14 protein-coding genes and 1 pseudogene are annotated in these 20,498 nt (G+C 59.3%); 2 read left to right on the top strand and 13 right to left on the bottom strand.

Going from position 1 to position 20,498, the window contains the following annotated elements; genetic code table 11:
• Nucleotides 1-279: 279 nt before the first annotated feature.
• Complete coding sequence (locus tag CH74_RS00495) at nucleotides 280-939, top strand: S1 RNA-binding domain-containing protein (RefSeq protein ID WP_048305526.1); 660 nt, start codon at nucleotides 280-282, stop codon at nucleotides 937-939.
• A gap of 21 nt (nucleotides 940-960) precedes the next feature.
• Here CH74_RS00495 and CH74_RS00490 read toward each other — a convergent pair whose 3' ends face one another.
• From CH74_RS00490 to CH74_RS00470, 5 genes and pseudogenes are all read right to left on the bottom strand, one after another.
• A complete protein-coding gene (locus tag CH74_RS00490) occupies nucleotides 961-1,728 on the bottom strand; it encodes a DUF3726 domain-containing protein (RefSeq protein WP_048305525.1) in 768 nt (255 codons plus the stop codon).
• An 18-nt stretch (nucleotides 1,729-1,746) separates the two neighbouring features.
• Nucleotides 1,747-3,501, bottom strand: coding sequence for a hypothetical protein (locus tag CH74_RS00485; RefSeq protein ID WP_048305524.1), 1,755 nt, complete (start codon nucleotides 3,499-3,501; stop codon nucleotides 1,747-1,749).
• On the bottom strand, nucleotides 3,488-5,074 hold the full coding sequence (locus CH74_RS00480; RefSeq protein ID WP_048305523.1) for a BCCT family transporter: 1,587 nt from the start codon (nucleotides 5,072-5,074) through the stop codon (nucleotides 3,488-3,490). Before CH74_RS00480 ends, CH74_RS00485 begins: the two co-directional genes overlap by 14 nt.
• Nucleotides 5,075-5,133: 59 nt before the next feature.
• The gene (locus CH74_RS00475; protein ID WP_172656286.1) at nucleotides 5,134-6,126 is read right to left on the bottom strand and encodes a dipeptidase; all 993 of its coding nucleotides are present in this window, start codon (nucleotides 6,124-6,126) and stop codon (nucleotides 5,134-5,136) included.
• Between the two features lie 228 nt (nucleotides 6,127-6,354).
• Nucleotides 6,355-7,792 (bottom strand): annotated as a pseudogene (locus tag CH74_RS00470) (aldehyde dehydrogenase family protein).
• Between the two features lie 123 nt (nucleotides 7,793-7,915).
• On the opposite strand from CH74_RS00470, the gene CH74_RS00465 reads away from it, so the two are divergent.
• The gene (locus CH74_RS00465; RefSeq protein WP_048305522.1) at nucleotides 7,916-8,806 is read left to right on the top strand and encodes a LysR family transcriptional regulator; all 891 of its coding nucleotides are present in this window, start codon (nucleotides 7,916-7,918) and stop codon (nucleotides 8,804-8,806) included.
• Nucleotides 8,807-9,076: 270 nt separating this feature from the next.
• Here the strand turns inward: CH74_RS00465 and CH74_RS00460 are convergent, their stop codons facing one another.
• The 8 genes from CH74_RS00460 to CH74_RS18020 all read right to left on the bottom strand — a co-directional run bounded on the left by CH74_RS00460 (nucleotide 9,077) and on the right by CH74_RS18020 (nucleotide 20,393).
• A complete protein-coding gene (locus CH74_RS00460; protein WP_048305521.1) occupies nucleotides 9,077-9,814 on the bottom strand; it encodes a Crp/Fnr family transcriptional regulator in 738 nt (245 codons plus the stop codon).
• Between the two features lie 58 nt (nucleotides 9,815-9,872).
• Nucleotides 9,873-10,694 (bottom strand): peptidylprolyl isomerase, encoded by an 822-nt coding sequence (locus CH74_RS00455; RefSeq protein WP_048305520.1) that lies wholly within the window; start codon nucleotides 10,692-10,694, stop codon nucleotides 9,873-9,875.
• A 144-nt stretch (nucleotides 10,695-10,838) separates the two neighbouring features.
• Entirely contained in the window at nucleotides 10,839-11,522 is a 684-nt protein-coding gene (gene narI, locus CH74_RS00450; RefSeq protein ID WP_048305519.1) for a respiratory nitrate reductase subunit gamma, read from the bottom strand.
• A 13-nt stretch (nucleotides 11,523-11,535) separates the two neighbouring features.
• Nucleotides 11,536-12,309, bottom strand: coding sequence for a nitrate reductase molybdenum cofactor assembly chaperone (gene narJ, locus CH74_RS00445; RefSeq protein WP_048305621.1), 774 nt, complete (start codon nucleotides 12,307-12,309; stop codon nucleotides 11,536-11,538).
• A gap of 50 nt (nucleotides 12,310-12,359) precedes the next feature.
• Nucleotides 12,360-13,922: a nitrate reductase subunit beta gene (gene narH, locus CH74_RS00440; protein ID WP_048305518.1), complete on the bottom strand. Its 1,563-nt coding sequence runs from the start codon at nucleotides 13,920-13,922 to the stop codon at nucleotides 12,360-12,362.
• Nucleotides 13,919-17,686 (bottom strand): nitrate reductase subunit alpha, encoded by a 3,768-nt coding sequence (locus tag CH74_RS00435; RefSeq protein ID WP_048305517.1) that lies wholly within the window; start codon nucleotides 17,684-17,686, stop codon nucleotides 13,919-13,921. Before CH74_RS00435 ends, narH begins: the two co-directional genes overlap by 4 nt.
• A gap of 26 nt (nucleotides 17,687-17,712) precedes the next feature.
• Complete coding sequence (locus CH74_RS19760) at nucleotides 17,713-17,835, bottom strand: hypothetical protein (protein WP_301280840.1); 123 nt, start codon at nucleotides 17,833-17,835, stop codon at nucleotides 17,713-17,715.
• Between the two features lie 14 nt (nucleotides 17,836-17,849).
• A complete protein-coding gene (locus CH74_RS18020) occupies nucleotides 17,850-20,393 on the bottom strand; it encodes an MFS transporter (RefSeq protein WP_301280839.1) in 2,544 nt (847 codons plus the stop codon).
• Between the last annotated feature and the right edge of the window lie 105 nt (nucleotides 20,394-20,498).

Genomic DNA, 20,498 nt, shown 5'->3' with positions numbered 1-20,498 from the left:
TCAGCACTGCGCACTGACATGCTCATCATGAGGCATTATAATTTATTAATAACTACTATTGTGTCGTATCAAATAAAACTTTAACGCGTTATTGATCACTCGATAAGCGGTTTTCCTAAGTAAAGCTCAATATCGAATGCCCGTGGGAATCTTTTGGAAGAATTGCTGAAATACGTGAATAAATTCTTTCACAACTATTCGCTATTGCTTGCAAAACACCATTACGGAATCGCTACGGCTGAAGAAGTCTGCTCGAACGACCCTAAAGGAATCCCCTTCATGTCCCAAGATCGCCCCTTTCAACCTGCCGTTGGTGACGTTGCCTTGCTCGAGGTGATCGCAATCAAGGACGCCGGCGCCTTTCTCAATTGGGGGCGTTCCAAGGATCTATTACTGCCCTATAGCGAGCAGCGTAGCCGTCCTCGGGTCGGTCAGCGGGTACTGGTAATGATTTTCGAGGACGACCAGGGCCGCCCAGTGGCGTCAATGCGGCTAGAGGATTTCATCGTCGATCAAGCAGAAGGGCTAAAAAACGGTGACAAGGTGGCCTTGGTGATCGGTGAGCGCACCGATCTAGGCATCAAGGCGGTGGTCGATCAGCGATTCTGGGGGCTTTTGTATCATGATGAACTAACGCGACCCCTGAAGCGCGGTGAGCGTCTGGAAGGCTATGTGCGCCTAGTCCGCGAAGACGGTCGGCTGGACCTTTCCCTGATGCCTTCCGGGGCGGAAAAACAGCAGCTGGCTGCAGAGCGGATAATGCAAGCGCTGCAAGCACACCAGGGCTTTCTGCCATTGAGCGACAAGAGCCCGCCGGCGGCCATCAAATCGCAGTTGGGGATCAGCAAGAGCGCCTTCAAGCAGGCCATTGGCAAGCTTTACAAGCAGCGGCGAATCATTATCGAGAAGGAAGGGATTCGGCTATCGCCCTCCGAGTGACGCGTTTTTGAAGCTGCCTGGTCAATCATTGTCGCTGGAACTCGCCCCTGCACCGCTGCGGGAGGCGTCGCTGGATTCCACCAGGATACGCGAGGCCAACATCTTGAGCCGCTGCCAGAGCGCATCGTCGACCTCGATGCCTTCGGCAAAGGCCCGCTCACAGCAGGCCAGCAGTTCGGACTCTTCCTGGCGCGCCAGCACTTCGTAACGATAGTCTGAGCGCATGGCCGGCAACAGATCGACGTGGTTGGCCAGGATCAGGGTAATGCCGTCGTTGGGCTCGTTCTCTTCTGGCACCTCATGAACCGCATAAACACGAATTTCCGGCACCGTACTGTTGGCACGAAACCCCACGACTTGCTCGTTCAACGGCATCTGGGCGTTACGCCAGAAGGCGGTGACGTTCATGCCCCGCCCGGCCAACCGGGACAAATAGCCCATGATCAGTTGGCGATTGTGGCAACGTCGAATCTTGATGATGGCAAGTCCCCGAGCCCGGGCCTTGGCAAAGCCCAGCTCCACCGCCAGACTCGAACTTCTCAGCACACTCTGGCCGTGACCGTCGAGCACCGCAAGATCGCCATCGTTGTAAAGGATGCTGGTCAGCTGATTGGGGTCTTCTCGCAACAGATGATCCAGGCCGCGACCCAAGGCATTGAGACCTTCCAGGCCATGGCACTGCATCCAGGCCACCATGTCCGCCGCATCCGTTGCCTCGCCCTCTTCGAACTCCATGCCGCAAAAGGCCTTGCGACACACGCCCTGAAGTTCGTTATAGGATACTTTCATGTTGCGCACCTCTTGCTATCAGCCCTGTTGAACAACCACTCCATTCGTCAACGACGTACCGTTGACGCTGGGTTCCAGGGGAAAGCTCCAATCGTCGAAGTCAGCCAGATTCGCAGGCTCTGCGTTCAACTCCTCCACCAGAGGCGCGCCCTGGAACAGGGTGATGCGCACCCAGCGATCGGATTTGGGATCAAAACGGCTGGCGCCGAAGAACGATAGTTTGGTGCGCAGCAGGTGCATGGGCTTCATGTTTTGATGCCAGAGATTGGCGCGAATCTCGCCGTAGGGCGTCTCCGTCATTGCCTGGATACGGCGAACGATTTCCTTGTGACGCGGATTGGCCATCAAGAATTCCACCACCAGCGCCCGGGGGTTGTCCTCGAGAAAGCGGCTTAGCGTTTCATGGGCTCGACGTATTCGAGGCGCCATGGCCAAGGGCATCTCTTTTTCCTGTCCTGGCTCCGTGTGGCGCACCCCAAGACGCGGCTCCTCTTTTTCAGCAGAGCGATACCAGAACCAGTAACAGGCCTCGGGCGTATCGTAGTTTTCGGCAAGCGCCCAATCGTAGTGGGTCTCGATCAGCTGCTTGAGACGCACCAGGGACATGCCCGGCTCAAGCTCCATGCGCTCCTCAATCCCCATATGATCCTCGAGCGCATCGACCTGCAACGGATAAAGCTCGATCAATAGCGTATTGATGAGCTCCTGGGCTTCCAGAGACAACGTTCGTTCCCCCCAAGCCACCAGCTGCTGCCACAGATCCGAATCCAACGGCACCAGCTCCAGCCAAGTCACGACTTCCGGTAGTGCCGCCACGATAGCGGCATTGCGCTCACCCTGCCCGACGTCCTCGGTAACGGTCTGCTCAAGATGAGTAAGGGCGCGGCGAGTCAATTCAATCAGGCGCGCACGGTCCGCCTCGCTGGGGGTCTGATCGATGGCCAGACCCAGCGCCTGCTCGCGACAGAGCACCCACTGTTGGATCAGTTTGGGATGGTTGATCAGAAACGGTGCCATTCCCAGGCCCGTGGAGTTGCCGATACCCAGATAGCGACCCAGTTCAGGGTCCATGGCCACCGCGGTTTGCGGCGCTCGAACGCGAGCGATGTGCTCCACCTGGGCGATGGAGAAATGACGCAGCAAATAGACCGCCAGCATCTGCACCGAGAACGGGCGCTTGAAGTCCGGGCTATCCTGCAGGCGGGCAAAGTCCGCGATGCCGAACTTGCCGTTGCCGTAAACGGCGGTAGTACGGTACAGGTAACCCACTCGGGTCAGCCAGGCAGGATCCGGCTGGCGGCCTTGGGCCAGCGCCTGGGTAAAATGGCTGAAATTGCGCAGACTGCGATTGGCCCGAGACAGCACCAGCAGCCGTGGATGCTGCCGACCGGCTTCTTGCAGTGGCACATTGGCTGCCATCTGCTCGAGCAGGGAATCGTCGACGTCACCTTCGACCAGGCCGAAGGTGACATCCCAGGCTTCGGCGATGACCCGATCGGAGCGGGCTTCGTCACTCAAGGGTTGGGAGAAAATCACCTCATGGTAGCGCCCATGAGGTGTCTGAACACGATAGATAGCCGTGCCATGACCATTGTCGTCGAGATCGAAACGATTACAGCTCACCTGCCAGCGCTGGCGCGCCATTTGACGCACCAGAGAGCGCACGAAGCTCAGACGGCTGGCGTGCAGACTGCCAAGACGTTCCAATCCCATGACCTGCTCGGCAGGGCGTAGAAATGGTCTGACATGGGGTTGGCTATCAAGATCGTGCATGCTCCTTCTCCTTGGGCACTAGCCCTTGCTCTCGCGCCATGGCGTAAGCCGCCTGAGGCCCCGTCCAAAGCGAGGGCAGCAGTACAAGCGATACGGGAATCGCAGTAATCACGATGAACTGTTGCAGGGCGCTGATCTGACCCGCACCCATGTACAACAGGATGCCCGCCATCAGCGACATGGCAATGCCCCAGAAAGCGCGAATGAAGGGATTGGGATCGTCATGACCCGTTCCGACCACGGCAATGGCGTAGCTCATGGAGTCACCGGTGGTGGCCACGAAGATGGTGGTCAAGAGCAGAATCGCCAGGGCCATGAAGGTACCGCCTGGCAAGGCCTGGGCCACGGTCAGGGTCGCCACATCGAACTGGAAGTTGTTGAGGGCATCGGTGAGATCGAACACGCCGTTCAACTGATAGTAGATACCTGAGCCCCCCAGTAGGGTGAACCAGATGGTGGTGGCGATGGGTGCCAGTATTGCCACGGCCACGATCATCTGACGCACGGTACGGCCGCGCGAGATGCGTGCCACGAAGATCGCCATCAAGGGCCCATAGCCAATGAACCAGGCGAAGAAGAACACCGTCCACCACTGCATCCACCATTCCGGCGCGGTCTCGCTGGTCATCGTCGCCATGGTGAAAAACGACGACAGATATTCACCGAAGCCTTGGAAGAAAGCGTTGGTCAAAAACAGGGTAGGGCCGAAGACGAAGATCACCGCGGCAATAGCCAGCGCCAGGAACACATTGAAGCGGCTGAGTATCTGAATGCCACGTTCGATACCGCTTACCGCCGAGGTCACATAAACCACGCCGAGCACCGCAAGCACGATCAGCTGCGTACCAAAGCCTTCCGGAGTGCCAAATAGCTCATGCAGGCCGAAGCTGACCTGAGTGGCCAGAAAGCCGATCGGCCCAACGGTGCCCGCCACCACGGCAATGACGCATAGTGCATCCACCAGACCGCCAAACCAGCCGCTCATGATCTTTTCTCCCAGCACTGGATAGAGCAAGGTGCGGGGTCGCAGCGAATGTCCCTTGTCGTAATGCAGGTGCGCCAGCACGATAGCGGTCAGAGAACCCAGCACCGCCCAGGCCAGAAAGCCCCAGTGCATGAAGGATTGGGCCAAAGCGTCCGAGACCGCTTCGTGGGAACCCGCTTCAGTATCAAACGCCGGCGGCGTGACCACAAAGTGATACACCGGCTCGCCGGCAGCGAAGAACACGCCACCGCCTGCCAGCAGGGTACACATGATGATGGACAGCCATTTGAAGGTGGAGATCTCCGGGCTGTCGAGGTTGCCGACCCGGGCATTACCCGCTGGCGATATGGTAACGCCGATGGCAATCACGAAGGTCAACAGCAGTAATAATTGAAAATAACTGCCGAAGATCTTGGCGGTCCAGGCAAACCCTTCACTGATGCCGCTGGCCACCATGTCGATGTCGTAAAGCGACAACGCCACGAATGCCAGGATGAAACCGATGCTGATGCCCAGAACCACCGGATCGCCCCAGCGTGAGGTCTTGCTTTGTGATGACGAGTGGCTCTTTGCACTGTCATTGCTCATGATTGAAAGCCCTTTATTGTCGACTGTTGGTGCTGGGCGTATAACGTATTGAAAAACGATCAGACAGCCGTTGGCGTCGCGGCTCGTTCGAGCAGCTCGATCCAGTTGCGGCCCATGATGCGTTCGATCTCCCCGCCATCGAACCCGCGCTGGCGTAGTCCGTTGATCAGGTTGGGAAAGTCGCGATTGTCTCGGAACCAGGACAGCGGGCGCGGCCAGCCGGCATTGGCCTGGCTTCCCTCGCCGTAATCCATCTCCTTCGACCAACGACCGTTACGCATCCACTCCAGCACCGAGGTTGGCTGAGCCTGACAAAGATCGGTACCGATGCCTATATGCTCGATACCCATCAGGTCAGCCGTGGTCGCAATCATGTCACAGTATGCTTCCAGGGTGCAGTCTGGACCGTCTTTGAGATGAAATGGATAAGCCGAAAATCCCAGAATTCCCTCAGACTCGGCAATGGCCTTGAGCACCTTGTTCGACTTGTTGCGTTTGGCCGGGTGCCAGGCGCTGGGATTGGCATGAGAAATGATCACCGGCCGCTCGGAGAATTCGATGGCATTCAGGGTCGAGCGCTCGGCGCTATGGGACATATCGATGACCATGCCGACCCGGTTCATTTCCTTGATCACCTGACGACCGAAGCGGGTGAGGCCGCTATCTTCGCTCTCATAACAACCGCAGGCCAACAGGCTCTGGTTGTTATAGGTCAACTGCATGATCAAAAGCCCCAGGCGGCGCAGGATCGCCACCATGTCGATGTCATCCTCGATAGGCGAGCAGTTCTGAGCGCCTAGAAAAATGCCCACCTTCCCCGCTTCACGAGCGCGCTGGATATCCGCCGGCTCAAAAACCGGCAGAATCAGATCGCTGTTGGCTTCAAAACGTCGATTCCACTCGCCGAGCCGGCTCAGCGTGTCTCGGGTGGTCTCGTGATAAACCAGGGTAGCATGCACCGCATCGACGCCGCCCTCGTGCATCTGCTCGAAGATCTCACGGGACCAGTTGGAGTACTGCAGGCCATCGACGATGAGCATTTCCTGAGACATAACCCTACCTCACGCTTTAAGAGCCTTTTAAAAATTCGTTGGATGGCTTGCCGTCGACAAGTCTCCGCGAGGGCGCTGTAAACCCATCCATGGGCGCTACTTTTGCTATCTGACCGCCATGGATGGCGGGAATGCCGGAATTGCACGGAGCCTTTTCCGGCCATGGCAAAAGACCCTCGCTTCGTCTTATCCACGGCGTCGCCGTCTCTGTAAGCTTAGAAGAGAGCCTTATGCCTTCACGTAGCAGGTCTTTACCTGGGTATAAAACTCCCGCGCATAGCTCCCTGCTCCCGGGGGCCGAAGCTCGAATCCTTGCGCCCGCCAAAGGCACGTGATAATCCGTACCGGCGGTGGCCAGGTTGACCATCACGCAGCCGGTCTCGGCTCTGGCCTTGAAATCGCTGGCGAGTTTCAAGGAATCGGTGATGATGCCGGCGGTCAGGCCGAAGTTCGTATCATTAAGGGTAGCAATGGCTTCCTCGTAATCCCGCACCTTGATCACACAGGCAATGGGGCCGAAGACTTCCTCGCGATTGATCGCCATGTCGTTGCGAGTATCGGTGAACAGGGTCGGCGCCATGAAGAAGCCGTCAGTGTCCCGTTCTAGCCGCTCGCCGCCAAAGGCCAGGGTGGCGCCATCGTTCTTGCCCCGCTCGATCCAGGCCAGATTGGACTCAAGCTGGCGGGAATCCACTACCGGACCCAGGTGCACGCCTTCTTCCAGGGCATGGCCGACCTTGATGGTCTTGAGCTTACTGATCAGCTTTTCGACGAAAGCGTCGTGCACGGCTTCTGTCACGATCAGACGTGACGAGGCGGTGCACTTCTGACCGGTGCCGGAATAGGCGCCGGCGAAGGCGGCTTCAACCGCCAGATCGAGATTCGCGTCGTCCGCAACGATCAGGGCATTCTTGGAGCCCATTTCGAGCTGGCACTTGACCAGATTGCCCGCCGTGGCAGCGGCCACGCGACGGCCGACTTCCAGGGACCCGGTAAAGCTTACCGCGTTGATCTTGGGGCTCGAGATCAACGCATCGCCGACCTGGCTGCCGGAGCCCATCAGCAGATTGAAGGTACCTGCAGGCAGATCCTGACGGCTGATGATCTCGGCCAAGGCCCAGGCGCTGGCGGGCACCAGATTGGCGGGCTTGAAGATCACCGCATTGCCGAAGGCCAATGCCGGGGCGATCTTCCACACCGCCGTGGCCAGCGGAAAGTTCCAGGGGCTTATGATGCCGACCACACCGACCGGCTCACGGCGGGTTTCCACTTCGACACCCGGACGAACGGAATCGGCCCGATCATCGATCTGGCGCAGCACTTCCGCCGCGTAATAATGGAAAAACTGCCCGGAGCGATAGACTTCACCCACGCCTTCCGCCAGGGTCTTGCCCTCTTCTCGGGAAAGCAGTCGGCCCAGCTCATCCTTGCGTGCGATCAGCTCATTGCCAATCGCCATCAGCACGCCATAACGCGCCTCCAGACCGCTCTTGGCCCACTCACGGGAGCCACGACGGGCCGCTGTGATGGCATCCTGTACCTGATCGGTACTGGCCTGGGCGAATTCACCAATGACGTCGCCGGTATCCGAAGGATTGGTGTTGGTCAGCGTATCGCTACCCGCGATCCATTGGCCATCGATATAGAGGGAGTGAGCCTGAGACATGAAAACCTCCTGAAAGATTGCTGTCAGCCTAGCGGGAATTATTCTATAAACATAATCAATTATAAAAATTAAATGATAAGTTCTGCTTACTAGCTGATTGCACCATATGAAGGGGTTAACGCGATGCTTCCAGAATTGAAAATTCAGCCCTTGCGCTATGTGCTGGCCATCGTCGAGGAAGGGGGGTTCAACGCGGCGGCGCGGCACTTACATCGCAGCCAGCCTGCGCTGTCCATGGCGATCAAGGAGCTCGAACAGCGTCTGGGCCAGGCGCTGTTCGAGAAAAGCGGCAAGGCGGAGCTGACGCCTTTCGGCAGCTATTGCCTGCCGCGCTTTCGCGAATTCATCGCTCAACATGATCGGCTAAGTCGCGAGCTCAAGGCCCAAATCGACAAGCAGGCCGGGCGTCTTGATATCGCCGCGGTGCCTTCGGTGGCCAGTCGGCTCATGCCGGACATACTGGGAGGGTTCATTGCTCTCTATCCTGACCTCAAGGTCAGCCTGCAGGACGGCAACGCCGAGTTCGTGCGCCGCCAGGTAACCAGCGGCGACGCTGATCTGGGAATAGGCAGTGTCTGGTCAAAAAACGACGGACAGATGAACGATGAGCTGGACTTTACGCCACTGCTGCGTGATCGGGTGGGGGTGGTATGTCGCATTGATCATCCCCTCGTCGAGCGGGAAGTGCTTGACTGGCAGGAACTGCAAGGTCAGGTATTGATCGGTAACGGCACGTCGCGACTGTTGGAAAACACGCCAGCATCGCATTTGCTTACTCAGAGCGACTTTTTTATTTCCAACATGATCTCGCTGATCGCCATGCTCGAAGCCGGCGTTGGCGTGACGACACTGCCCCAGCTGGCCTTCCCGCAAGGGCACCCGCGCCTGCGCTTTATCGTCATTGCCAACCCCAGGATCGAACGCGAGATCGGCCTACTCAAGTCGAGCCGACGAAGCCTATCGCCGGCGGCGGCGGCCATGGCGATGTTTGTTGTAGAGAGATTGGCGAATTGATTGTACTCACCCCCTCCACTCATCCCGTCTTAGATCCGCTAGTGTATCCGCATGGCTCGTATTGGCATCGAGTTCTTGAAGTAGCTGCGCCTCGGTAAAAGAGAAATAGGTCCTCCGGGCAGACTTCGATAAGCGCTTCTCAACATTCTTGTCCGAGTTCTTACCTTTCTTTTCCACACTTGTTTTCCTATGTGTCCTGCATTCCTGAACACATCGATACGGTGAAGAAGCCTATCCGTATCAATCTAGCTATCTTTTATATCGTGATCGCTACGCCTTCTTCATCGCCGTCATCTCCCGCAGCCGCTGATCGTCATGCACGATCACCTGCTGACGTTCGACGCTGATGGCGCCACTTCCGCGCAGGCGGGTCAACAGTCGCGAAAGTGTCTCCGGGGTCATCGCCAGCTGGGCCGCCAGCAGATACTTGGGGGTGTCCAGATGGACCACGCCGGGTAGCCGGAGCGGTGTTGGTAATTGCCGCAAGATAAAGCTGACCAGGCGTGCCAGGGCATCGCCCTGGGTCAGCAGCACCATGTCCTCCAACCGTTCCGTCAGCTCATCGGATAGTTGCTGCATAAACATCGCACGGCATTCGGCGTTACCATCGATGTAACGCCAGCACTGGGCAAGGTCCAGCTCCAGAACCTCTGTTCGCGACAAAGCCTCGGCGGAACACAGATAGCGCGGCGTCTTCGACAGCATGCTCAACTCACCGGCAGCCCCGCCCGGTTCGATGCAGCGAATGGTCGCCAGACGACCATCCGCGGCGGTACGCGCCAGGCGCAGTCCGCCGCTGATCACCACGTACAGCGCTTGTGCCGCTTCTCCCTGACGAAACAGCCATTCATGATGCTCGATCACCCGCCCCTCGGACGATGCCAGCATGTCATTCACTGCCGATGCCGGCAGATGACTGAACCAGGGCACCTGAAGGACCAGCTCCCGCAACTGTGAAGACGTGAGCGAGGGTTGTCGCTGCGAAAGATGAGGTGGGGCAGGATACATGACGTCTGATGTCTCCTTGTCATTGGCCCAATGGATCTGGATGCTCGTTTGTCCAGAATTACTGCATCAGGGCGCCGTCGGCATTATCGTCCAGTGCCAACCCCTCGACGCCATAGGTTTCTTCCAGCGCCAGCAAGTAGTGGCGCAACGCTCGGCGCGTGGCCTGTTCATACAGGGTGTGGCGCACCTTGTCCGCAACCACCTCAAAGGGCAGCGGCTGGGCCTCTACTCGCTTGTCGATACTGACGAGGTGCCAACCGTAGCGCGATGCCAATGGACGATCGTGAAGCCCCACGGGCAGGTGCTGCAGGGCACGGTCGAGTTCCGGCACGGTCTGGCCGGTCGTCAACCAGCCAAGCTCCCCGCCTTCATTCTTGGAAGGGCAGGCCGAGTAACGCTGAGCAAACTCGGTGAAGCGCTCCGGCGTATCGGTCAGCGCTTCGAGAAGTTCCACGCCTTGATGATATTGAGCGTCCCGCGCTTGAGCATCCTCTGGCGCGGCCAATAGCAGGATATGCCGCACCTGGAGCTGTACCGGCTCGAAAAAACGCTGCGGATGCGCCTCGAAAAAGCGCTTGCACGCGCTCTCGTCCGGCGCCGGCACCTTGAGCTCCCGATCCAGCAGCTCGGTCATTGCCGCGTCGTTCTCCACGCCCTGCTCATCCACCACCGGGGGAAGGCCCAATTCCTGTGCTCTCTGACTCAAGAGCTCGCGTACCACCAAAGCCCGCGCCGCCTTGAGCTGCGCATCCGCCACGCTTTCCGAAGGGTGGTACTGCATTTCCTGGGCGATCGCCTCTTCGGCGATAGCCACTTCACCAACCCGAACCAGGGGAGCGGCGCTACCCCCGGGCAGGTTTTCGACTTCAATCATCTGCATATTCTTCTCCGATGATTCTACTGGATAAATCGCCGAGCGGAGTGAAGCGCAAGGCGCGCGGCGCACAGGGACCGGAGCATATGGGGTATATGTGACGATCCCGAGCACCGCGCAACACAGCGATTGGCCCGCGCAGGCATTTATTTAGCCCCTGCGGCGAACGATTTGATACCGGCGACCGAGGTATCCCAGCGGCAGACTCCACACATGCACCAGACGGCTGAACGGAAACAGCAGGATGATGGTCAGCCCCAGGAATATATGCAGCTTGTAGATCCAGGAGACTTCCGCCATGTAATCCGCCGCACCGCCGCTGAAGAACACGATGGACTGCGCCCAGCTCGCCAGGGTCAGCATCATTGCGCCATCCAGGTGACCTAAAGAGAAGAAGACGGTAACGATGCCAAGCCCTGCCTGGAATACCAGAATGGCAAGGATCGCAGTGTCCATTGGGCTTGATGATGCTTTGACCCGCGGGTTGTTCAAACGCCGATAGAGCAGCATGCCGCCACCGATCAGCACCAGCACCCCGGCGATGCCGCCAATGAGGATGGCCAGGATCTGCTTGGTGCCCGCTCCTAAAAAGGGCGCATAAATCCAGTGCGGCGTGAGCATACCGAACAGATGCCCAAAGAAGATCACGATGATGCCGATGTGAAAGAGGTTGCTGGCCAGACGCATGTTCTTCGTCGACAGCATCTGACTGGAGCCGGTTTTCCAGGTGAACTGGCCCTGGTCATAACGCAGCAGGCTGCCGACCAGGAACACCGTGCCCGCCAAATAGGGGTAGTAACCGTAGATGAGGTGCTGCAAGTATTCTACAAACATGGCAATTCTCCGGTTAACGCTCGATCGCTGTGGACGTAGCGTTCGGGGCGGGCATGATACGTACGGGGTCGCTGGCGACCTCGTGCTTGCGCTCCGCCAGTCGCCGACCTTCCGCGGACTGCAGGGCACAGTCCTCGTCTGACTGGGCCGAGAAGCGCACGACCTCTTCTTCCCAGACCGCATCCAAGGCTTCGGCGGTGTGATCCGGCTCTTCGTCCTTGACCTTGGGTCGATGGACTTGGATGTCGTCTTCCGCGCCGATCAGACCCAGCAGCGCCGTGGGCACCAAGGCATGATCGGCACTGCGCTCTTCCAGGCGTGCTGCCAATAGCGCCAAAATGTGGCGAATTTCGCCCAGCCAGCGGCCGACTTGCTCTTCGCTCTGGGTGGAAAGATATTCAAGGAATAATGGCAGATAATCCGGCAGCTCCCGGGCATTCAGCACAAAGCCGGCGGCTTCGTACTCGGCGAGCAGATCGACCATGGCCTGGCCGCGATCCCGGGATTCACCATGCACGTGCTCGAACAGCAGCAGCGACGTGGCCTTGCCGCGATCGAACAGCGCTACGTATTCTGCCTGCTGATCGAGCAGATCCGCCTTGATGAGCCGCTGGCACCAGCTCATGAGTCGACCACGCAATTCTGGAGCCAAACGCTTTTCTTCGGCGATGATCTCGCTCATCTCCGGGGCGGCGTCTTGCAGCTCCGCGCTGGGATAGTCCAGCAGTCGAGCCAGCACGCGCAGGCTCAACGTTGTGGATTCTTGCAGAACCGCCGATTCGCTCATGGCTGTTGCCTGGCTCATGGCTGTTGTCTGGCTCATGGCTGTTTCCACGCTCATGGCTGCACCTCCTTTTCCTTCTCTGGCTGCGGCTCATAGGTCTCGACGGGTTTGACCAGGGTGGTGGTCTGGCTGCGTCCGCCGAACAGGTTGGTGCGATTGCCACCATGGCAGCCATCACCAAAGGTGAAACCACAGCCGCCTCTCTCTGCGTAGGCGTCTCGTGCAATTTCCCGATGGCTGGTGGGAATCACGAAGCGATCCTCGTAGTTGGCGATGGCGAGATAGCGATACATCTGCTCTACCTGAGCCACGCTCAGGCCAACCTCGTCCAGCACGGCGGTGCTACCCTCGCCTTCCACATGCTTGCTGCGCATGTAGAGGCGCATCGCCATCAGCCGCTTCAGCGCTCGTATTACCGGCGCTTCGTCGCCGGCAGTGAGCATATTGGCGAGATAGCGTACCGGGATACGCAGGGATTCGATCTTCGGCAAGATGCCGTCGAACTCCACGTGGCCTTCTTCCGCCGCGGCCTGGATTGGCGACAGGGGAGGCACGTACCAGACCATGGGCAGGGTGCGATATTCCGGGTGCAGCGGTAGCGCCAGCTGCCAGTCGATGGCCATCTTGTAGACGGGAGATTCCTGGGCGGCTTTGATGACGTTGTCCTGTACGCCATCTATGCGCGCTTGGGCGATCACCGCCGGGTCGAAGGGGTCAAGGAAGATTTCGCACTGGCGATGATAGAGGTCGCGCTCGTCTTCCGAAGCAGCCACTTCCTTGATGCGGTCCGCGTCGTAGAGCAGCACGCCCAGATAGCGGATACGGCCCACGCAGGTCTCTGAGCACACCGTTGGATAGCCCACCTCGATGCGCGGGTAGCAGAAGATGCATTTTTCTGACTTGCCGGTCTTCCAGTTGTAGTAGATCTTTTTGTAGGGGCAGCCGGAAATGCACATGCGCCAGCCGCGGCATTTATCCTGATCGATCAGCACGATGCCGTCTTCCTCGCGCTTGTAGATCGCCCCGCTCGGGCAGGACGCCACGCAGGTCGGGTTCAGGCAGTGCTCGCACAGGCGCGGCAGGTACATCATGAAGGTGTTTTCGAACTGGCCGTAGATGTCCGCCTGCACTTTCTCGAAGTTGACGTCGCGGCGCCGCTTGGCGAACTCGGTGCCAAGAATCTCTTCCCAGTTTGGCCCCCACTCGATCTTTTTCATGCGCTGTCCGGAGATCAGCGAGCGCGGCCGGGCGGTCGGCTGATGATCGCTGATCTTGGCGGTATGCAGATGCTGATAGTCGAAGGTGAACGGCTCGTAATAGTCGTCGATCTCCGGCAGGTCCGGGTTGGCAAAGATATTCGCCAATACCCGCCACTTGCCGCCGATACGTGGCTCGATACCGCCGTCCTTGCGCCGCAGCCAGCCGCCGCGCCATTTCTTCTGGTTCTCCCACTCCTTGGGATAGCCGATGCCGGGTTTGGTCTCGACGTTGTTGAACCAGGCGTATTCCACGCCTTCCCGGCTAGTCCAGACGTTCTTGCAGGTCACCGAGCAGGTGTGGCAACCGATGCACTTGTCCAGGTTGAGGACCATGCCTACCTGTGAGCGAATCTTCATTTCACGGACTCCTGTTCGTAGTCATTGCCCTCGCCGTCGAGCCAGTCGACGCGCTTCATCTTGCGCACGATGACGAATTCATCCCGGTTGGAGCCCACGGTGCCGTAGTAGTTGAAGCTGTAAGACAGCTGAGCATAGCCACCGATCATATGGGTCGGCTTGGGACAGATCCGCGTCACCGAGTTGTGAATCCCGCCCCGGGTGCCGGAAATTTCAGAGCCTGGGATGTTCACGATGCGTTCCTGAGCGTGATACATCATCGCCGTGCCCACCTTGACCCGCTGGCTGACCACCGCCCTTGCGGCAACCGCGCCGTTGGCGTTGTACAGCTCCATCCAATCGTTATCCTCGATGCCGATGGACTTGGCATCATCCTCGGACAGCCACACGATGGGCCCACCCCGAGACAGGGTCTGCATCAGCAAATTGTCACTGTAGGTAGAGTGGATACCCCACTTCTGGTGAGGCGTGAGGAAGTTCAGCGCGATCTCCGGATTGCCGTTACTCGTCGGCTCATGGACGCTGGCCACCGCCTTGGTGTCGATGGGCGGACGATACACCAGCAGGCTCTCGCCGAAGGCCCGCATCCAGGGGTGATCCTGATAGAGCTGCTGACGGCCGGTGACCGTGCGCCAGGGAATCAGCTCATGGACGTTGGTATAGCCCGCATTGTAGGAGACATGCTCGTCCTCGAGGCCGGACCAGGTCGGGCTGGAGATGATCTTGCGCGGCTGGGCCACCACGTCACGGAAGCGGATCTTCTCGTCATGCTTGGGCAGCGCCAGATGGGTATGATCGCGCCCGGTGATCTTCGACAGCGACTCCCAGGCCTTGACCGCCACCTGACCGTTGGTCTCCGGCGCCAGGGTCAGGATCATCTCTGCGGCATCGATGGCGGTGTCGATGATCGGCTGCCCCTTGGCCGGGCCGTCCAGCTTGCGATGGTTGAGTCCGCGCAGCAGTTCGACCTCGTCTTCGGTCTTCCAGCTGATGCCCTTGCCGCCGTTGCCGAGGCTTTCCAGAAGCGGTCCTACGGACGTGAAGCGCTCATAGGTTGCCGGATAGTCGCGCTTGACCTCGATCAGACTCGGCATGGTCTTGCCGGGAATCGGGGCGCATTCGCCTTTTTTCCAGTCGAGAACGTGAGCCTGAGCCAGCTCCCCCGGGGAGTCGTGCTGCATGGGCAGGGTCACCAAGTCGGTTTCCTCGCCGAGATGGCCCACGCAGACCCTGGAGAACGCCTTGGCGATGCCCTTGTAGATATCCCAGTCGCTGCGGGATTCCCAGGCCGGGTCCGTGGCCGCGGTCAGCGGGTGGATGAACGGGTGCATGTCCGAGGTATTGAGATCGTCCTTCTCGTACCAGGTCGCGGTGGGCAGCACGATGTCGGAATACAGACAGGTGGTGGACATGCGAAAGTCCAGGGTCACCAGCAGATCGACCTTGCCTTCCGCAGCGTCTTCCTGCCAATCGACTTCTTCTGGCTTGATACCGTCCATTTCCCCCAGGTCCTTGCCCTGAATGCCGTGATTGGCACCGAGCAGATATCTGAGCATGTAGTCGTGGCCCTTGCCGGAGCTGCCCAGCAGGTTGGAGCGCCAGATGAACAGGTTGCGCGGGAAGTTCTGCGGGCTGTCCGGGTGCTCCGCGGCGAAGCGCAGCTTGCCGCTCTTGAGCTGATCGACCACGTAATCCGCGGTTGACTTGCCCGCGTCCTTGGCCGTCTTGGCCAGACGCAGCGGGTTGGTATCGAGCTGCGGCGCGGAAGGCAGCCAGCCCATGCGCTCGGCGCGCACGTTGTAGTCGATCAACGAGCCAGGATAGTCCTCGGCCTTGGCCAGGGGCGAGAGGATGGACTTGATCTCGAGCTTCTCGTAGCGCCACTGGCTGGAATGGTTATAGAAGAAGGAGGTGCCGTTCATCTGTCGCGGTGGCCGGCTCCAGTCGAGACCGAAAGCCAGCGGTAGCCAGCCGGTCTGCGGGCGCAGCTTCTCCTGGCCCACGTAGTGCGCCCAGCCACCCCCGGTTTGACCTACGCAGCCGCACAGAATCAGCATATTGATCAGGCCACGGTAGTTCATGTCCATGTGGTACCAGTGGTTCATGCCGGCACCAACGATGATCATGCTGCGACCATGAGTCTTGTCCGCGTTGCTGGCGAACTCCCGGGCCAGACGAATGGCCTGTGCTGCGGGCACGCCGGTGATCTTCTCCTGCCAGGCCGGGGTATAGGGCTTGATCTGATCGAAGCCAGTGGCACCGTCGTCATCGCCCGCATCGCTCTTGAATCCTCGATCGATGCCGTAGTTGGCGCACATCAGATCGAACACGGTCACCGCCAGCACTTCCCGACCATCCGCCAGGGTCAAGCGCTTGGCGGGCAGGTTATGCTGCAGTATTTCCTTGGCTTCGACGTGATTGAAGTGTTCGTGCTGAATGCCGCCAAAGTAAGGGAAGCCGACTCGAGCAACTTCGTCATGACGTTCGGCGAAGGATAGGGTCGGTTTGATCTCCTTGCCGTCGGCGTCCTTGGACTCCAGGTTCCAGCGCCCGGTGTCTCCCTCCTTTTCCCCCCAGCGAAAGCCGATGGAGCCCCGGGGCACGACGATGCGATCGCTGGTTTCATCCCAGGCCACGGTCTTCCATTCCGCGTTGTTGGTCTGGCCCATTGCCCCCTCGAAATCCGAGGTGCGCAGCTGGCGTCCCGGTGCGTAGACGCCGTCTTCCCGGGGTTCCAGCTCGACCAGAAACGGCATGTCGGTGTAGCGACGCACATAGTCGGTGAAATAGACGCTGGGGTTGTCGAGATGGAACTCCTTGAGAATGACATGGCCCATGGCCATGGCCAGCGCCGCGTCGGTCCCCTGCTTCGGGCTCAGCCATTCGTCGCACAGCTTGGAGACTTCCGCGTAGTCCGGGGTGATGGCGACGGTCTTGGTGCCCTTATAGCGCACCTCGGTGAAGAAGTGGGCGTCCGGGGAGCGGGTCTGGGGCACGTTGGAACCCCAGGCAATCAAATAGTTGCTGTTATACCAGTCCGCGGATTCCGGCACGTCGGTCTGCTCGCCCCAGGTCTGGGGGCTGGCCGGCGGCAGGTCGCAATACCAGTCGTAAAACGACAGGCAGACACCGCCGATCAGGGACAGATAGCGCGCACCGGAGGCGTAGGAAACCATGGACATGGCAGGGATCGGCGAGAAGCCGATGATGCGATCCGGACCATACTGCTTGGCGGTATAGACGTTGGAGGCAGCGATCAGCTCGTTGAGCTCGTCCCAGTCGGCACGCAGGAAACCACCGCGTCCACGAATCTTCTTGTACTGCTGGGTCTTGGTCGGATCCTCGACGATGGACGCCCAGGCGTCGACCGGATCGGCGTGCTGCTTGCGCGCCTCGCGCCACAGGCTGATGAGGGTCTGACGCACCAGCGGATACTTCAAGCGGTTGGCGCTGTACAGATACCAGGAGTAGCTGGCGCCCCGGGGGCAGCCCCGGGGTTCGTGATTGGGCAGGTCCGCCCGGGTGCGCGGATAGTCGGTCTGCTGGTTTTCCCAGGTGACCAGACCGTTCTTGACATAGATCTTCCAGCTGCAGGAACCGGTGCAGTTCACCCCATGGGTGCTGCGCACAACCTTGTCATGCTGCCAGCGCTGACGATAGCCGTCTTCCCACTTGCGGGTCTCGTCCCGGGTTTCGCCATGGCCGTCGGCGAACTGCGGGGGCTTATTGACCAGATACTTCAGTCGATCCAGAAAATGACTCATTTATAATCTCCTCGTTTGCCCCGCTTTCAGGAAGCGGTTGCTGCCATAGGGGTCTCGTCAAAGCTGATTTCGGCCTTGCCCCGGGTGTAGTAGAACCAGGTCAGCGCCACGCAGATCACGTAGAAGACGATGAAGCCGTAAAGCGCCATTTCTGCACCGCCAGTCAGGGCGATGGAGCTGCCATAGGCCTTGGGAATGAAGAAGGCACCGTAGGCGGCGATCGCGAGGTAAAGCCAATGGTGGCCGCGGATTCTCTTTCCGCCTGTTGACGCTGCTCCTGTGGGGAGAGATGTGGCATCAGGCGCGGAATCTCCTGACGGAAGATCACCGGAATCATCTGGAAGGTGCTGGCGTTACCCACGCCGGTGAAGAAGAACAGCAGCAGGAACATGGCGAAGAAGCCCCAAAAGGCGCCGGGCTGATCCTTGATGCCGAGGAAGAACAGCACGCCGAAGACGCTTGCGATCATCGCCACGAACACCCAGAAAGTTACCCGCTCGCCGCCGAAGCGATCGGAGATCCAGCCGGTGCCGGCCCGGGAAAGTGCGCCGACCAATGGCCCTAGGAAGGCAAACTTAAGCACATCGACCTCTGGGAACTGGTTGGCCGCCAGCAGCGGGAAGCCCGCGGAATAGCCGATGAAGCTGCCGAAGGTGCCGGTATAGAGCACGCACATCAGCCAGTTGTGCTTGCGCTTGAAGATGACCGACTGATCCTTGAAGGAGGACTTGGCGCTTGCGATGTCGTTCATGCCGAACCAGGCCGCCAGGGTGGCAACGATGATGAACGGCACCCAGATGAAGCCTGCGTTCTGTAGCCATAGCTGATCGCCGTTATCCAGACGCTGCGGATCTCCACCTAGATAGCCGAATACCCCGGCAGTGATCACCAGCGGCACCAGAAACTGCATGACGGATACGCCCAGGTTGCCGAGGCCGGCGTTGAGCGCCAGGGCATTGCCCTTCTCCTGCTTGGGATAGAAAAACGAGATGTTGGCCATGCTGGAGGCGAAGTTACCGCCGCCGAAGCCGCACATCAGTGCCAGGATCAGCATCACCAGATAAGGCGTTTGGGGGTTTTGCACGGCAAAGCCGATCCATAGTGCCGGCAGCAGCAAGGAAGCGGTGGAAATCGCCGTGAAGCGCCGGCCGCCGAAGATCGGCACCATGAAGCTGTAGAAGATACGCAGAGTCGCACCAGAAAGCCCCGGCAGTGCCGCCAGCCAGAACAGCTGGTTGGAGCTGTACTCGAAGCCCACTTGCGGCAGCTTGGCCACCACCACGGACCACACCATCCACACCACGAAGGCCAGCAGCAGGTTGGGAATCGAGATCCACAGATTGCGGGTCGCGACGCGCTTGCCTTTGTCTTCCCAGAAACCATGATCTTCCGGGCGCCAGTCCTGCAGCACGAAGCGACTCGGGGTGGAAAGCTCCGGCAGATCGGTGCTCTCACGCTTGCTTTCCCACTCGGTACGCTCGACCTTGTTGATGGCGTAGTGCATCCAAGCCAGGGCGGCCGCGGAGATCACGAACAGCAGCATGAAGCAGCTTTGCCAGATACCCACCACGTCGTTGAGCATGCCGAAGGTCAGGGGCAGGAAGAAGCCGCCAAGGCCCCCGATCATGCCTACCACGCCCCCCACGGCACCGACATGGTGCGGGTAGTAGACCGGGATATGCTTGAACACCGCTGCCTTGCCAAGAGACATGAAAAAGCCTAGCACCATGGTCAGTGCCACGAAGGCAACCAGATGCATGGTCAATGAGAAGCGAATTTCTCCTGCCACTCCATGCACCACGTACTCGGTAGGCGGATAGCTCAATAGGAAGGTGGTTATGACCGAGACGATCAGCGTCCAGTACATGACCCGGCGTGCGCCGTAACGATCCGACAGCCAACCGCCGAGGATGCGAAACAGCGAGGCGGGAATGGTATACAGCGCGGCAATGATGCCGGCGGCGGCAATGCCCAGCCCGTAAACCTCGATCAGGTAATGCGGAAGCCACAGAGCCAGTGCCACAAAAGCGCCGAAGACAAAAAAATAATAAAGCGAGAAACGCCAGACCCGCAGCTCTGCCATGGGTGCCAGCTGCTCTTTCAAGGGCACCGGGTTGGCGCGGCGACCGGCACTCAACGGGTCGGTCTTGGCGAACATGATGAAGACGACGCCCATCACCGCCATCACCGTGGCATAGACCAGAGCGGTCGCCTGCCAGCCCATAGCCAATAGCAAAAAGGGCGCACCGAAGTTGGTCACGGCGGCACCCACGTTGCCGGCGCCGAAGATGCCCAGGGCGGTGCCCTGTTTTTCCTTCGGGAACCAGGCGGAAGCGTAGGCGACTCCGACGATGAAGGAGCCACCGGCCAGACCCACACCAAGGGCGCCGACCAGCAACATCGCATAGCTATTGGCGAAGGTCAGCAGATAAACACACAGGGCAGTGACCAGCATCAATAGCCCGAACACCCAGCGCCCGCCGAAGCGATCCGTCAAGATGCCCAGAAACAGTCGCGAGATGGAGCCGGTGAGAATTGGAGTGGCCATCAGCAGGCCCAGCTGGGTATCAGAAAGCCCGAACTCCTGCTTGATTTGTATCCCGAGAATGGAAAAGAGTGTCCACACCGCAAAGCACAAGGTGAACGCCAGGGTCGATAACCCTAGCGCCCGGTGCTCGCTGCGTAGAAGCGATAATACGTTTGACATGGAAGTTCCCCCCTGACATCGGTAAAAGCCGATGGGAGGACGTTGCTACAGAGTGCTTCAAGTGCTGTTGACCTGAATCAAGGAACGGGCGCCAGGGGAAAAATC

The organism is Halomonas sp. PR-M31 (genome assembly GCF_001039575.1).
Taxonomy (GTDB): Bacteria; Pseudomonadota; Gammaproteobacteria; order Pseudomonadales; family Halomonadaceae; genus Modicisalibacter.
Note: the sequence above shows the minus strand (reverse complement) of the source record. Positions and strands in the feature narration are given on the sequence as shown.

Coding starts and splice junctions, on each gene's coding strand:
- CH74_RS00495 (WP_048305526.1), top strand. CDS start 280: ATGTCCCAAGATCGCCCCTTTCAACCTGCCGTTGGTGACGTTGCCTTG.
- CH74_RS00490 (WP_048305525.1), bottom strand. CDS start 1,728: ATGAAAGTATCCTATAACGAACTTCAGGGCGTGTGTCGCAAGGCCTTT.
- CH74_RS00485 (WP_048305524.1), bottom strand. CDS start 3,501: ATGCACGATCTTGATAGCCAACCCCATGTCAGACCATTTCTACGCCCT.
- CH74_RS00480 (WP_048305523.1), bottom strand. CDS start 5,074: ATGAGCAATGACAGTGCAAAGAGCCACTCGTCATCACAAAGCAAGACC.
- CH74_RS00475 (WP_172656286.1), bottom strand. CDS start 6,126: ATGTCTCAGGAAATGCTCATCGTCGATGGCCTGCAGTACTCCAACTGG.
- CH74_RS00465 (WP_048305522.1), top strand. CDS start 7,916: ATGCTTCCAGAATTGAAAATTCAGCCCTTGCGCTATGTGCTGGCCATC.
- CH74_RS00460 (WP_048305521.1), bottom strand. CDS start 9,814: ATGTATCCTGCCCCACCTCATCTTTCGCAGCGACAACCCTCGCTCACG.
- CH74_RS00455 (WP_048305520.1), bottom strand. CDS start 10,694: ATGCAGATGATTGAAGTCGAAAACCTGCCCGGGGGTAGCGCCGCTCCC.
- narI (WP_048305519.1), bottom strand. CDS start 11,522: ATGTTTGTAGAATACTTGCAGCACCTCATCTACGGTTACTACCCCTAT.
- narJ (WP_048305621.1), bottom strand. CDS start 12,309: ATGAGCGAATCGGCGGTTCTGCAAGAATCCACAACGTTGAGCCTGCGC.
- narH (WP_048305518.1), bottom strand. CDS start 13,922: ATGAAGATTCGCTCACAGGTAGGCATGGTCCTCAACCTGGACAAGTGC.
- CH74_RS00435 (WP_048305517.1), bottom strand. CDS start 17,686: ATGAGTCATTTTCTGGATCGACTGAAGTATCTGGTCAATAAGCCCCCG.
- CH74_RS19760 (WP_301280840.1), bottom strand. CDS start 17,835: ATGGCGCTTTACGGCTTCATCGTCTTCTACGTGATCTGCGTGGCGCTG.
- CH74_RS18020 (WP_301280839.1), bottom strand. CDS start 20,393: ATGTCAAACGTATTATCGCTTCTACGCAGCGAGCACCGGGCGCTAGGG.